This is a genomic window from Pseudarthrobacter sp. 902506025 (assembly GCF_040702325.1).
Classification (GTDB): Bacteria; Actinomycetota; Actinomycetes; order Actinomycetales; family Micrococcaceae; genus Arthrobacter.
This window is the reverse complement of record NZ_JBFBKW010000002.1, coordinates 575603-589977: the sequence shown is the minus strand read 5'-3', so window position 1 is coordinate 589977 and position 14375 is coordinate 575603. Positions and strand designations below refer to the sequence as shown.

The following is a 14375-nucleotide window of genomic DNA, read 5'->3' as shown; positions in this document are numbered from 1 at the left end:
CCCGTGGCTGCCCAGCATGAGGTAGTGATTATTGGCGGCGGCAATGCCGGCATCTCCCTGGCGGCGCGGCTGCAGCGCTACGGCGTCAAGGACGTGGCCGTGGTCGAACCCCGGGACCACCACCTCTACCAGCCGCTCTTCTCGCACATTGCCGGCGGCCGGGCGCAGGCCCAGGAGGCCATCCGGCCGCAGCAATCCGTCATCCCCCAGGGCGTCACCTGGATCCGGGATGCCGCCGTCGGGGTGGACGCGATGGCCAACACCGTCAGCCTGGAATCAGGGGCCCGGGTGGCTTACGGGCAACTGGTGGTGTGCCCGGGACTGCAGTACGACTGGGACGCGGTGCCGGGGCTGGCCGAGGCCGTGCATTCGCCGCACGGCGCATCCCATTACGAGTTCGACCTGGCTCCCAAGGCTTGGACGCTGCTCAGCGCCATGACCTCCGGGACAGCTGTCTTCACCATGCCGGCGGGGCCCATCAAATGCGGCGGCGCCGCCCAGAAACCCATGTACCTGGCCTGCGACTACTGGCGGGAACAGGGGGTCCTGGACAAGATCAGGGTGGTGATGGTGCAGCCCTACCCCACCGTGTTCGGGGTACCGGAGGTGGACCGGGAACTGGACCGCAAGATCGCCGAGTACGGGATCGAGCTGCGGACCAACAGTGAGCTGGTGGCGGTAAGCCCGGCCGGCCGCCGCGCCACCATCCGGGACCACACCGCGCACACCACGGAGGACCTGACGTACGACGTCCTCAACGCCGTCCCGCCGCAGTCGGCCCCGGACTGGCTCAAGGCCACGGACCTGCCGGCTCCCGGGGACGCGGGCGGCTTCGTGGAGGTGGACCGGCAGACGCTGCGGCATCTCCGGTACCCCAACGTATGGTCCCTGGGCGACGCCGCGGGTACCACCAATTCCAAGTCCGGCGGGGCGCTGCGCAAGCAGACCAAGGTGCTGGCGAAGAACCTGGCGGCGGCCCGCAAGGGCAAACCGCTGCGTGCCAGGTACAACGGCTACTCGGTGTGCCCGTTCACCGTGTCACGGGACACCGTGGTGTTCGCCGAATTCGATGACCGCTACCGGCCCATGCCCACCATCCCGCGGGTGCCCACCTGGAACGAAAGCAAGCTGTCCTGGGTGGTGGACCGGGACCTGTTCCCCAAGATCTACTGGAACCTGATCCTCAAGGGCCGGGCGTAGGGGCTAGCTGCGTGAACCGATCCGCCACTCATCGGCAAGGATGGCGTAGACCAGTTCGGTGGCCCACTGTCCCTTGTAGTGCCATTTGTCGATGTGCCGCGCCTCCAGCCGCATGCCCAGCCGGTCGCACAGCGACGCGGACGCGCCGTTGAGCTCGTCGAGCCGGGCCTCGATCCGGTGCAGGCCCAGTTCCTCGAAGCCCAGCCGCAGCAGCGCATTGGCCGCCTCGGTGCCGTAGCCCCTGCCGCGGGCCGCGGGCGCCAGCGTCCATCCCACTTCGGCCTGCCCCCGGCCCGGGAGCCATTTGAGCACCACCTCGCCCAGCAGGCCCGGCGCGTCAGCTGCCTCGATGGCGAGCGCAACCCAGTCGCCTTCCTTTTCGAAGACAAAGTTGGCGTACCGGCCCACCCGCTCCATGGATTGGGTGTACGTCTTGGCGGGGCCGGGGAGGAACCGGGCGGTCTCCGGCAGCGAGTGGTAGGCGTGGAAGGCGTCCAGGTCGCCGCCATCGAACCGGCGCAGGACCAGGCGCCCGGTGCGGATGGGCAGGTGGATCTCAGGCATGGTGGCGGCTAGCTGCCGGAACCTACGACGGCGGCAGTCGCCTCCGCGATGGCGCGCTCCTCGTCAGTGGGAACCACCAGGACGGGGATCGCGGAGGACGGCGTGGAAATGACGCGCGGTTCCTTGGACCGCTGGGCGTTCAGGCCGGCGTCGAGCTCGATGCCCAGGGCGCCCAGCCGGTCCGCCACGTGTGCCCGGAACTGCTGCGAGTTCTCGCCGATCCCGGCGGTGAATACCAGCGCCTTGGCGCCGCCGACGGCAACGTGGTAGCCGCCGATGTACTTGGCCAGCCGGTAGGACGCCACCGCGAGTGCCATCCTGGCCTTCTCATCGCCGGACTCGGAGGCCTCCACCACGGAGCGCATGTCATTATTGCCGGCCAGGCCCTTCAGCCCCGATTCCCGGTTCAGCATGGTGTCGATGTCCTCCGGCGACCACCCGGCCCGGCCCAGGAACACCAGGATGGAGGGGTCCAGGTCGCCGGAGCGGGTGCCCATCACCAGGCCCTCGAGCGGAGTGAAGCCCATGGAGGTGTCCACGGAGCGTCCGCCGCGGATGGCCGTCACCGAGGCGCCGTTGCCCAGGTGGGCGATGACGCCGTCGAACTCCTCGATGGGAAGGTCCAGCAGCACCGCCGACCGGCGCGCGACGTACTCGTGCGACGTGCCGTGGAAACCATACCGGCGGATGCCGTGGTTGGTGTAGAGCTCGTCCGGGACTGCGTAGCGCCAGGCGTGCTCGGGCAGGGTGCGGTGGAAGGCGGTGTCGAACACGGCCACCTGCGGCATCTTGGGCCACTTTTTGGTGATGGCGCGGATGCCCAGGACGTTGGCGGGGTTGTGCAGCGGAGCCAGCGGGTTGAGCCGTTCAATGGCGCGGGTGATTTCGTTGTCCACCAGCACGGGCTCGGCGAACCGCTCGCCGCCGTGGACCACCCGGTGCCCCACCGCGCCCAGTTCCCGGTCCCCCAGTTCCTCATGGATCGCTGCGTCAACCTGCTCCAGGGCCTCGGCATGGTCCCGCGGGCCCTCGATCTCGCCATCGCCGCCCCCGCCGTTGCCCATGCCGATCTTCTCGATCAGTCCCTCGGTGAGCACCGTCCCGGCGGCCACGTCCCGGACCTGGTACTTCAGCGACGACGAACCGGAGTTGATGACGAGCACGAGCATGCGGGGCCTCCTCAGCCTGGCGTCTGCAGTTCAACCCCCACTATATGTGGCCGCACTCCCGCGCCGTTCCTTGCGCAGAGGGGCAGGCTGTGCCTATGGTCGGCGGACAAGGCTGGACCACGCCGAGAGGACAATTCCATGACGAACGAGCCGAATTCGATCGACGAGAACGACCCCACCAACACGGGATCCAGCAGCACCGCCCCGCTCGACGCGCAACCGGATTCCGGCAGCAAGAGCGATCCCACCGGGGTGGAGGGCGCAAACCCTGCACTGGACGACACGGGCAACCTCAAGGCTGCCGAAACCGGGGAAGCGCCTGAGGCTCCCGAAGACCGGGAAGGACTGGACCTCACGCCGCAGGGCCTTTCAGACGAGCCGGCCAAGCAGGAAGACCCGGACAGCCTGGCCAAGCCGGACAACAGCTGACAGCACCACACGCAAAAGGACGACGCCGGCACCCACCAGGGTGCCGGCGTCGTCCTTTGCCACTAACGGGCCAGGCGGGCGCCCTGCCCCTGCCCCAGCTCCTGGCCCTGCGTCGCCAGGTAGTTGAAAAGCTGGCGGAGGCCAAACGTCCAGGCCGCGAGTTCCTCGCACGGGCCCACCCGGTTGACCAGGGCACCGAGGTGGCGGCTGCGGATGGTGACGGTGTCGCCGTGCTTGTGGGTAAAGCCCTGGCCCGGTTCGTCCCGGTCCTGCGTGGGCGCAAAAAGGGTCCCCGTGAACAGCGCGAAGCCGTCCGGATACTGGTGGTGCTTCCCGTAGGTGGCGGCCACGAGTTCCTCGAAGGGCCTGCTGATCCGGGACACACTGTTCCGCCCCTCCAGCAAATAGCCGTCAGAACCGTCCACGCGGAGCAGGATCTCCTCATCGCGCAGCGTATCCAGGGTGAAATTCCCGTCGAACAGCCGGATGAACGGCCCCAGGGCGCTGGACGCGTTGTTGTCCTTTGCCTTGCCCAGCAGCAGGGCGCTCCTGCCTTCCACATCGCGCAGGTTCACGTCGTTACCCAGCGTCGCGCCCACCACGCGCCCGCCGGACGTGGCAATGAGCACCAGCTCCGGCTCCGGGTTGTTCCAGGACGAAAACGACGGGATGCCGATCTCCGCCCCCAGTCCCACTGATGACAGGACCGGCGCCTTGGTGAAGACCTCCGGGTCCGGACCGATCCCCACCTCCAGGTACTGCGACCACAGCCCTTCGGCGATGAGGACCCGCTTGGCTTCGGCCGCCTCCGCCGATCCGGGCCGCAGGTCGGCGAGGCTTCCGCCCAGGGCCCCGCCCACCAGCTCACGCACTTCAGCAGCACGTGCGGCGTCGCCCGCGCAGCGTTCCTCGATGACCCGTTCGATCATGCTGTCCACGAACGTGACGCCGCAGGCCTTGATGACCTGGAGGTCGATGGGTGCCAGGAGCCTGGTTTCGGCGGCATCCACCGTCCTGCCGTCCCCGGCCAGGGAGGCATTGACGACGTCGGCCGTCGCCCAGCGGGGTTCGGCCAGGTCTGGATCCAGGAGGGCAGAGCGGACGGCGGCGGCCGGGTCCGGCAGCTCGAGCAGGCCGGAGACCGTGGCGGCCAGGCGGTGCAGGTCGAAGACGGTCCCTCCGCTGACGGCCACCACGCGCGGACCGCCCGTTTCACCATCCCAGACCCGGCCGACGAGCAGCGCGGCGTCGGCATCCTCGGGAAGGATGGACGGTACTGCCCCGGGCGTAGAACTCACTGCTGCACCCCCGTCCCGGCCCCGTCACCGGAAGCGTCCGGCGCAGGGTGCCGCCAGACGCCGTCGACCCTTTGCGGGAGCCGCCACGGATTGCTGTCCTGCAGGGGCTCGGGCAGCCGCGCTGCGGGGAACGACTGGTACGCCACCGGGCGGAGGAAGCGGCGGATGGCCGCCGTCCCCACGGACGTGGTGTTCGAGGTGGTGGCCGGGTAGGGGCCGCCGTGGTGCTGGGCGTAACTGACCGTCACACCGGTGGGCCAGCCGTTCCAGAGGACCCTCCCGCTGAGGTCCGCCAGCCGGGAAGCGAGTTCGGAGACGTCGTCGTCCTCTTCCGCCTGCAGCGTGGTGGTCAGCTGCCCTTCGAGCAGCGCCGCCAGCTCCGGCAGCTCCGCCTGGTCCTGGTACTCCACCACAAGGCTGGCGGGGCCGAACATTTCCTGCCGCAGCAGGCCGGGGTTCTTTCGGATCTCCTCCGCCGTGGTGCGCAGGAGCGTGGGCGCGGGGTGCTCCGCAAAGTCCCCTTCCAGCAGGACTTCCACTCCCCCACTGTCCCGGAGCGTGGTGACGGCGTCGGTGTAGCCGGCGTGCAGGCGGTCGCTGAGGAGCCGGGCGGGACTGAATCCTGCCAGCGCCTCCCCCAGCTGGTTGCGGAGCGCCTCCGTGTCCCCTGCGGGGACGAACAGCAGCCCGGGCTTGGTGCAGAACTGGCCCATGCCCAGGGTGAAGGAACCGGCATAGCCCTTGATGATCTCCGCCCGCCGGGCTGACCACGCGCCGGGCGCCACGAAGACGGCATTGATCCCGCCCAGTTCGCCGAAGAACGGGATGGGTTCGGGGCGTGCCGCAATCCGGTTGAGCAGCGCACGGCCGCCGGCGGTGGAGCCGGTGAACCCGATGGCTTTGACCAGGGGATGGTCAACAAGGGCCTCCCCCGCCTGCCGGCCGGTCACCATGGAGAACAGGCCCGACGGCGCCCCGGCAGCTTCCAGGGCATCGGTCACCACCTGGGCGGTACGGGCCGCAAGTTCGCGGTGGGCGTCATGGGCCTTGTGCACCACGGAGCAGCCCGCCGCCAGGGCCGAGGCACTGTCCCCGCCCATCACACTGAACGCGAAGGGGAAATTGGAGGCACCAAATACCCCCACCACGCCCAGGGGCACGTTGTACCGCCGGAGGTCCGGCCGCGGCCCCATGCCCCACGCGGGGTCGTCGTGGTCGATGGTGGCATCGAAGTGCTCGCCGCGGCGGATCTCGTCCGCCAACAGCCGCAACTGGAAAACGGTGCGCTTGAGCTCGCCCTCCAGCCGCGGGGTGCCCAGGTGGGTTTCCCGGACGGCCGTTTCCACCAGCCCGGAAGCATCCTGCTCCAGCCCGGCGGCGATGGCTTCGAGCCAACCCGCGCGGGTGTTGGGGTCCACGGTCCGGCCCTTTTCAAAGGCGGATACTGCGGCCTCGACGGCGGCGTTCACTCCTGCGCTCATTGGACCGCTCCGGCAGGGGCCAGGGCTGCGCCGGTGACGGCGGCGCGGTCGCCCACTTCCTGCCATCCGGCGCCGTTGGGGAATTCCCAGCGGGTGCGGGAGGCACTGAGCATCTCCGCGCCGGTGCCGGGCAGTTCCGGTGCGGCATAGCGGCCGTCGACGATCCTGACGGGTTCCGCGAAGTGCTCGTGCAGGTGGTCCACGAATTCGATCATGCGGTTTTCCTGGCTGCGGCCCACCACGGCGTAGTCGAAGAAGGAGAAGTGCTGGACCAGCTCGCACAGGCCCACGCCGCCGGCGTGCGGGCAGACGGGCACCCCGAATTTAGCGGCCAGCAGCAGGATGGCGATGTTCTCGTTGACGCCGGCCACGCGGGTGGAGTCGAGCTGGAGCACGTCGATGGCGCCGGCCTGGAGCAGCTGCTTGAAGACAATGCGGCTCTGCACTGCTTCACCGGTGGCCACCCGGACCGGTGCAACGCCCCTGAGGATCTCGGCGTGGCCCAGGACGTCGTCGGTGCTGGTGGGTTCCTCGATCCAGTAGGGGCTGAATTCCGCCAGCTGATTGACCCACTCAACCGCTTCGGACACCTCCCACCGCTGGTTGGCATCAATGGCAATGGGCAGGCCGCCTACGGCTTCGCGGGCCAAGGCCATGCGCCGGCGGTCATCATTGATGTCCCCGCCCACCTTGAGCTTGATCATGGAGAACCCGTCGGCTGCGGCCTCCTTGCTGAGCCGGACCAGTTTCTCGTCGCTGTAACCCAGCCACCCCGGAGAGGTGGTGTAGGCGGGGAAGCCGTCGGCCTTGAGTTCGGCGATGCGCTGTTCCTTGCCGTCCTGGCCGGCACGGAGGATCTCAAGTGCCTCCTCCGGGCTGAGGGCATCGCGGATATGGGTGAAGTCCACCACGCTGACCAGTTCCTCGGGTGTCATCTCACTGAGGAGGAGCCAGAGGGGCTTGTTTTCCCGGCGGGCACGGATGTCCCACAGGGCGCTGACCAGGGCGCCGCAGGCCATCTGCGTCACGCCCTTTTCGGGGCCCAGCCAGCGGAGCTGGGAGTCATGGATGAGGAGCCTGGAGGCCGCGCCCAGGTCACCGATGAGCTCGTCAATCTCGCGGCCCACCAGCAAGCGGGCGTAGGCGTCGATGGCTGCAGTCAGGATTTCGTTGCCGCGGCCGCAGCTGAAAACGAAGCCGTGGCCCTCGTCGCCCGCATCGGTGCGGATCACCACATAGGCGGCCGAGTAATCAGGGTCTACGTTGACCGCGTCTGAACCGTCGAGCTCAAGGGACGTGGGGAAGCGGACGTCCTGGGTGTTGATGGACGTGATGGAAGGCATGGATCTCAACTTTCGGAGCGGAACTGGAGAAGGGAAAGATTCGATTCCTATACGAATTTCTAAAATCATATAGGAGACGTGATCCACGTCAACCCATGACCGCGCCGGCCTGCCCCGCAAACGCAGCAGCCCCGGCCGTCCGGGGCCGGGGCTGTTCGTCGAGAGCTAGGTGATGATGTGCGTGCGCGGCGGCCCGCTGTCCTCCAGCGGGGCGAGTTCGACCTCAAAGGCCTGCGCAAAGCGGTCAAAGGAATTGCGGATATGCATCGTCATGGCCGCCTCCGCCCCCTCCGGATCGCACGCCTCGATAGCCTCCCTCACCGCCGTATGCTCAGCCACCGTAATGGCCCCGTCCACATCCGCCGGGTACAGCCGGAAGGTGTGCAGGTGGCAGTGAGTCTGGGCAAAGGCATGCCGGACCACGGGGTTTCCGGAGGCGGCCAGGATGGTGTCGTGGAAACGGGTGTCATGGGCCACCAGGTCCTGCCGGAGGTCCTTGCTCCGCTTCATGGCGCTCCGGAAGCTGCCCAGTTCCTTCTCAAGGGCGCCGGCCGGATTGGCGAGGCGGTCAACAGCGGCCGCGCGGGCCGCCCACGGTTCCACCAGGAGCCGGAATTCAAACAGCGAGCGCAGTTCAGGCAGGTCCAGCAGCGGGGTGGTGCTGTATCCCCGGCCGGGGTTGTAGACCACCAGGTTGTCGCCTTCGAGCCGCTGCAGCACCTCGCGGACGGGCGTCTGGGAAACCCCCAGGCTGCGCGCGACGGCGTCAATGTTGATCCGGGTGCCGGGCGCTATCTCGCCTTCCAGGATTGAGGCACGCATCGCCGAATAGACGTCGGGCACGGCGGCCTTGCCGCGGGAGGTTTCGGACGGTTGACGTGGGGGCACGCGGTTACCTCTTGCACTGGTTTGGACTTGCTGCGGAGCGTGGACATGGCCTTTTCGGCCGGGAGTCGCTTGGGGGAATCATAAGCCACACCCCGCCACAGGCTTCATGGAAGGGCTTTTTGGAAGGGCACTTGATCCCGGTCACACTATCTATATGATTAACCCGATTCCTATACGATTTTGGCGCTGAGATCTTCCGCGTCTCCCCCTCCCGCCCGTGCGCCCCGCACCCGAAGCCATGTATAAGTCGAAGGAGACCGCATGACTACGCTCGGAAGTAAGACCTCCATTACCAATCCATCCCGGCAGCCCCGCCTCATGACCCGCAAGCGCTGGGTCATCATCTGGCTTGCCTTCATCGGCCTCAGCATCAACTACCTTGACCGGTCCAGCCTCAGCGTCGCCCTGCCCTTCATGGGCAAGGACTTCGAGCTCAGCGCCACCCAGCAGGGGCTGATCTTCGCTGCCTTCTTCTGGGCCTACGACTTCTTCCAGCTCGCCGCCGGCTGGTACGTGGACAAGGTGGGCCCCCGCCGCTCCTTCTCCCTGGCCGCACTGTGGTGGTCCGTCTTCACCATGGTGACGGCGGCAGCCTCCAGCTTCTGGTCCCTGTTCGCCGCACGGTTCCTCCTGGGCGTCGGCGAAAGCCCCGCACCCAGCACCGCCGCCAAGGTGGTGGCCACCTGGTTCCCCGTCCGGGAACGCGCCTTCGCCACCAGCATCTGGGACTCCGGGTCACGGGTCGGGGCCGTCATCGCACTGCCCATCGTTACCCTGATTGTCGCCTTCACCTCATGGCATGCGGTCTTCATCATCATCGGCATCCTTGGAATCATCTGGGCCGCCGTCTGGTGGAAGTACTACCGCAGCCCGGAGGAGCACACCGGCGCGAACGCGGCAGAGATCAGCTACATCCAGGAAGGCGGCGCCCGCGGCGCGGCCAGTGATGACGAAAGCGCAGCCAAGCTGCCCTGGCGTTCGCTCTTCAAGTACCGCACCATCCTCAGCATGATGTTCGGCTTCTTCTGCCTGAACAGCGCCATCTACTTCTTCATCACGTTCTTCCCCAGCTACCTGGTTAAGGAACGCGGCTTCGACCTCCTCAAGCTCGGCTTCTTCGGCGCCATCCCCGGCATCTGCGCGGTCCTGTTCGGCTGGCTCGGCGGATACCTGGCCGACCGTGCCGTCCGCGCAGGATCACCGGTCAGCAAGGTCCGCAAAACAGCCATCGCCGGCGGCCTGGCCGGCGGCTCTGTCATCATGTTCGCCGCCTTGGTTCCGGAAGCCTGGATGGCCCTGGCCCTGCTGTCCGTCGCCTACTCCAGCCTCACGGTGGCCGCGACCGGCATCTGGTCGCTGCCGGCCGACGTCGCCCCCAGCTCCCGCCACGTCGGCTCGATCGGCGGCCTGCAGAACTTCGCTTCGAACCTGGCCGGCATCTTCACACCCATCCTGATCGGCGTGCTGGTGGACCAGACCGGATCCTTCGTGGCACCGCTGGCCGTGATTGGCGCGATCTCCCTTATCGGCGCGGCCAATTACCTGTTCGTCATCGGCAAGATCGAGCCGCTGAAGGTCAAGGCAGCCGCCTAGGGCCCCGTTTCCAGCCCCAGTACAAGAACGCCGCCGGCACCCGCCAAGGTGCCGGCGTCGTCCTTTTTCTGTCTGGTCTCCTAGGAGGCCGGTGCCTCGGCCGTGGCTTTCGCCTGCGCTGGGGCCTGTGTTTGCGCTGGGGACTGGGCTGGTGTCTGCGCCTGGATCGCCGTAATGGCCACCGTGTTCACGATGTCCTCCACCGTGCAGCCGCGGGAGAGGTCGTTGACCGGTTTCCGCAGCCCCTGCAGGACCGGCCCCACCGCCACGGCCCCGGAGCTCTGCTGCACGGCCTTGTACGTGTTGTTGCCGGTGTTCAGGTCCGGGAAGATGAACACCGTGGCCTGGCCGGCCACGGAGGAACCCGGCATCTTGGACGCGGCGATGGAGGCGTCCACGGCGGCGTCGTACTGGATGGGGCCTTCCACGGCGAGGTCCGGGCGGCGCTCGCGCACCAGTTCGGTGGCCTGCCGCACCTCGTCCACGGCCTCGCCCGCGCCGGAGCCGCCGGTGGAGTAGGACAGCATGGCCACCCGCGGTTCCACCCCAAATTGGGCGGCGGTCTCGGCCGAGGCCAACGCGATGTCGGCCAGCTGCTCCACGTTCGGGTCCGGATTGACGGCGCAGTCGCCGTAAACCAGCACCCGGTCCGGCATCAGCATCAGGAACACCGAGGACACGATCTTCACGCCCTCGCGCGTCTTCACGAATTCCAGGGCCGGCCGGATGGTGTGCGCCGTGGTGTGGGCGGCACCGGACACCATCCCGTCCACCACGCCCAGCTGGACCATCATGGTGCCGAAGTAGCTGACGTCCTGCATGATCTCCAGCGCCTTGGGCAGGTCCACGCCCTTGTGCGCCCTCAGCTCCGCGTACTTTTCGGCGAATTTCAGCCGCAGGTCCGAGGTGGCGGGGTCGATGACAGTGATGCCGGACAGGTCGATGCCGTTGGCGGCTGCCAGCTCCCGGACGTCGGACTCCGGGCCCAGGAGCGTCAGGTCGCAGACGTCGCGGCGGTGCAGGATCTCGGCGGCCCGCAGGATCCTCACGTCGGTTCCCTCCGGGAGCACGACGTGGCGGCGCTGGGCCCGGGCCCGCTCGATCAGGTCATGCAGGAACCGCAGCGGCGTCATCCGTTCCGCCCGCGGCAAATGCAGCCGCTCCACCAGCTCGGCCTCGTCCACCCGGCGGGACCAGAGGCCCAGTGCGGAGGCCACCTTGCGCCGGTGCCCCGACCAGATTTCGCTGCGCACCTCTGACACCCGGCGGGCCGTCTGGTAGGTGTCCTCGTCCGCGGCAAAGACAGGGAACGGCGCCTGTGCCAGGAGAGGGTAGATGTTGGCGTCCGGGGCGAGGCCACCGGTGAGGATGAGCGCCGACGCCACCGGAAATTCGGGCGAGAAGGACGAGGCCAGGCAGGCCACCATCACGTCCGCCCGGTCCCCCGGCACAATCACCAGGGCGCCCTCGTCCAGCACGTTCAGGAAGTTGCCCACGTTCATCGCGGCGACCTTGATGTCCCTGACGTCCCGCTCCATGTCCGGCGTTCCCGCGATCTGGCGGACGCCCAGCGCCGCAGCCACTTCTCCGGTGGTGGGGCGGGCGATCTCCTCCAGCTCCGGCAGGATGTACACCGGGCGCCCGGAAGCGCCGGGTTTCAGGGCAGCTGCGATGGCGTCCAGGTCGCCGACGCTGGCCCTGTTCACCATGATGGCCAGCAGCGCACACCGTTCGGCGGCGAGTTCCTTGCGGGCAACTTCGACGGCGGCAGCGGTCTCAGGGACGGTCCGCCCCTTGGCGCCCACCACAGCCACCACGGGCGTGGCCAAGTTGTTCGCCAGCCGGGCGTTGAGATCAAACTCGACGGCGGAGTCCTGGCCCACCAGGTCAGTGCCCTCCACGATCACCACGTCGCAGTGGCGCGCGATGTCGGCGAAGATCTCAACGCACCGGGCATCGATTTCCGCCCGGTTTCCTTCCGCGAGCAGGGTGCGGACCTCGTCGTAAGTCAGGCCGCCCCGGCAGCGCTCGTCATCCAGGGCGAACCGGGCCTTCATCAGCGCCACCATCGGATCGTCGGCTGCCGAGGGGCCGTGGACCACCGGCTTGAAGAAGCCGATCCTGTCCGCGTGCCGGTGCAGGGTGTCCGCCAGGCCGAGTGCCACAAGGGACTTGCCCGAGCCGGGGGTGGTTGCGCTGACGTAGATGCCTTTGGCCATGGTCCGCCCTTTGCTGTTCTTGCTGGTGCCGGTATCCCCATCCTTGCACTTCGAGACCGTGCGCGGGGCGCCTGACCCGGCGTCGACTGCTCCGTAACTGCCGTTTTGAGCGCTGAAAACGGCAGTTACGGAGCAATCGATGAAGGGGCGCCCCGGCCGCGCGAGGTGTGTCCCGGCGCCGTGCGTTATCCCGCCTCCCCTTGACACCGGACCCCCTCATGGGATTACCTAATGAACATTCGGTAAATAAAGCTGGAGGCAATGACGCATGGCTGAAACTACACTTTCCGGGGCCACCCACCCCATCCTGGAAAACGACTACGCCTCCGAATGGATGGGAATTGAGGTCCTCGCCCTCAGCGACGGCCACGCCACCATCCGGATGACGCTCCGGCAGGAAATGCTCAACGGCTTCGGCATGGCCCACGGCGGAATGATCTTCGCCTTCGGCGACACCGCCTTCGCCCTGGCGTGCAACCCCATCCACCCTGCACCCGGCGAGGAAGGCACCATCACCGTCGCTTCCGGCGTCGACATCAACTTCCTCAAGCCCGCCTTCCGGGGCCAGGTGCTCACCGCAGTGGCCGACCGCCGCTCCAGCGCCGGCCGCAGCGGCCTGTACGACATCCAGATCTTCGCCGCCGACGCCGCTGCGCCGGCCGCCGAAGGCCAGCCCAGTTCCAGCACCCCGGGCGAGCTCATCGCCGAGTTCCGCGGACGCAGCCGCACCATCCCCAAGAAGTAGGAAAACCATGACCCTGCATGCCCCCGAAACCCCCGCCGCTGCCGTTTCCACCCAGGACACCGCCGCCGGCACCGACGCCGCGCTGGACCGCGAGGAAACCATCTCCCGCGACGAGCTCGAAGCGCTCCAGCTCAGCCGCCTGCAGCACACCGTGGCCTACGCCTACGAGCGCGTGCCGCTGTACAAGCGCAAGTTCGACGAGGCCGGCATCCACCCCAACGACCTGCGTGAACTCGAGGACCTGGGCAACTTCCCCTTCACCACCAAGGACGACCTGCGGGAGGAATACCCGTTCGGCATGTTCGCGGTGCCGCAGAATGAAGTGGCCCGGATCCACGCCAGCTCCGGCACCACCGGCCGGCCCACCGTCGTCGGGTACACCAAGCAGGACCTGGCGGACTGGGCCAAGCTCGTGGCCCGCAGCTTCCGCGCCTCCGGGATCCGCCCCGGCATGAAGGTCCACAACGCCTACGGCTACGGCCTGTTCACCGGCGGCCTCGGCGCGCACGCCGGCGCCGAAGCCCTGGGCTGCACCGTGATCCCGATGTCCGGCGGCCAGACCGAACGCCAGATCCAGCTGATCCAGGACTTCAAGCCGGACGCCATCCTGGCCACGCCCACCTACCTGCTCACCATCGCCGACGCCATGGCACACATGGGCATCGACCCCGCCTCCACCTCGCTGAAGTTCGCCGTGCTGGGCGCCGAGCCGTGGACCCAGGAGATGCGGCACGAACTCGAAGTCATGATGAACATCAAGGCGTGCGACATCTACGGCCTGTCCGAGGTCATGGGCCCGGGCGTCGCCGGCGAAGCCGTGGAAACCCAGGACGGCAGCCACATCTGGGAGGACCACTTCCGCCCCGAAATCATCGACGCCTTCAACCCGGTGGCGGGCAAGGAGAACGTCCTGCGCGACGGCGAGCACGGCGAACTGGTCTTTACCTCGCTCACTAAGGAAGCGCTGCCCATCATCCGCTACCGCACCAAGGACCTCACCCGCCTGCTGCCCGGCAGCGCCCGCCCGGCTCACCGCCGGATGGGCCGCATCACCGGCCGCAGCGACGACATGATCATCCTGCGCGGCGTGAACCTGTTCCCGTCCCAGATCGAGGAAATCGCCCTCCGCATCCCCGAGCTGAGCCCCCACTTCCAGCTCGAACTGACCCGCCCGGAAGGGCAGCGGATGGACCAGCTGACGGTCCGGATCGAACGGCGCGACGCGGTCACCGTTGAGCAGAGCACGACGGCGGCACGCACCTTGAAGGAGCAGATCAAGATCCACGTGGGTTCGTCGTGCACCGTGAACGTGGTGGAGCCGGGCTCGCTTGAGCGGTCCAACGGCAAACTGCGCCGCATCTACGACATGCGGCCGAAGGCATAACGGAAGATGCCGCCGGGCACAACCGATGCCGGCCGGGTTGCTGCCCGGCCGGCGCCGGCTCC

At 67.9% G+C, this 14375-nt stretch carries 12 protein-coding genes; 5 read left to right on the top strand and 7 right to left on the bottom strand.

The features are described from left to right. Positions 1-3 precede the first annotated feature (3 nt). Positions 4-1200: an NAD(P)/FAD-dependent oxidoreductase gene (locus AB0280_RS06580; RefSeq protein ID WP_366366523.1), complete on the top strand. Its 1197-nt coding sequence runs from the start codon at positions 4-6 to the stop codon at positions 1198-1200. 3 nt (positions 1201-1203) lie between these two features. Here AB0280_RS06580 and AB0280_RS06575 read toward each other — a convergent pair whose 3' ends face one another. Both AB0280_RS06575 and AB0280_RS06570 read right to left on the bottom strand, forming a co-directional pair. After that, entirely contained in the window at positions 1204-1764 is a 561-nt protein-coding gene (locus tag AB0280_RS06575) for a GNAT family N-acetyltransferase (protein ID WP_366366521.1), read from the bottom strand. 8 nt (positions 1765-1772) lie between these two features. Beyond that, positions 1773-2933, bottom strand: coding sequence for an acetate kinase (locus AB0280_RS06570; protein ID WP_366366520.1), 1161 nt, complete (start codon positions 2931-2933; stop codon positions 1773-1775). Positions 2934-3071: 138 nt separating this feature from the next. Here AB0280_RS06570 and AB0280_RS06565 point away from each other — a divergent pair, with 138 nt between their 5' ends. After that, complete coding sequence (locus AB0280_RS06565) at positions 3072-3362, top strand: hypothetical protein (RefSeq protein WP_366366518.1); 291 nt, start codon at positions 3072-3074, stop codon at positions 3360-3362. A 62-nt stretch (positions 3363-3424) separates the two neighbouring features. Here the strand turns inward: AB0280_RS06565 and AB0280_RS06560 are convergent, their stop codons facing one another. The 4 genes from AB0280_RS06560 to AB0280_RS06545 form a co-directional block, all read right to left on the bottom strand. Further along, positions 3425-4660, bottom strand: a complete 1236-nt coding sequence (locus tag AB0280_RS06560; protein WP_366366516.1) for a fumarylacetoacetate hydrolase family protein — start codon at positions 4658-4660, stop codon at positions 3425-3427. Then, positions 4657-6141 (bottom strand): aldehyde dehydrogenase (NADP(+)), encoded by a 1485-nt coding sequence (locus tag AB0280_RS06555; protein WP_366366515.1) that lies wholly within the window; start codon positions 6139-6141, stop codon positions 4657-4659. The genes AB0280_RS06560 and AB0280_RS06555 overlap by 4 nt, the downstream gene beginning before the upstream one ends. Continuing rightward, a complete protein-coding gene (locus AB0280_RS06550; RefSeq protein WP_366366513.1) occupies positions 6138-7484 on the bottom strand; it encodes an enolase C-terminal domain-like protein in 1347 nt (448 codons plus the stop codon). Before AB0280_RS06550 ends, AB0280_RS06555 begins: the two co-directional genes overlap by 4 nt. Positions 7485-7649: 165 nt before the next feature. Then, entirely contained in the window at positions 7650-8372 is a 723-nt protein-coding gene (locus AB0280_RS06545) for a GntR family transcriptional regulator (RefSeq protein ID WP_366366512.1), read from the bottom strand. 261 nt (positions 8373-8633) lie between these two features. Between AB0280_RS06545 and AB0280_RS06540 the strand changes: the two genes are divergently transcribed. Beyond that, positions 8634-9965 (top strand): MFS transporter, encoded by a 1332-nt coding sequence (locus AB0280_RS06540; protein ID WP_366366511.1) that lies wholly within the window; start codon positions 8634-8636, stop codon positions 9963-9965. A gap of 80 nt (positions 9966-10045) precedes the next feature. On the opposite strand, the gene pta is transcribed toward AB0280_RS06540, so the two are convergent. Further along, positions 10046-12184 carry a phosphate acetyltransferase gene (gene pta / locus AB0280_RS06535; protein ID WP_366366509.1) on the bottom strand — a complete coding sequence of 713 codons (2139 nt, stop codon included), beginning with the start codon at positions 12182-12184 and terminating at the stop codon, positions 10046-10048. A 268-nt stretch (positions 12185-12452) separates the two neighbouring features. On the opposite strand from pta, the gene AB0280_RS06530 reads away from it, so the two are divergent. Then, on the top strand, positions 12453-12929 hold the full coding sequence (locus AB0280_RS06530; RefSeq protein ID WP_159630898.1) for a hotdog fold thioesterase: 477 nt from the start codon (positions 12453-12455) through the stop codon (positions 12927-12929). Between the two features lie 7 nt (positions 12930-12936). Further along, the gene (gene paaK, locus AB0280_RS06525) at positions 12937-14313 is read left to right on the top strand and encodes a phenylacetate--CoA ligase PaaK (RefSeq protein WP_366366508.1); all 1377 of its coding nucleotides are present in this window, start codon (positions 12937-12939) and stop codon (positions 14311-14313) included. Positions 14314-14375 lie beyond the last annotated feature (62 nt).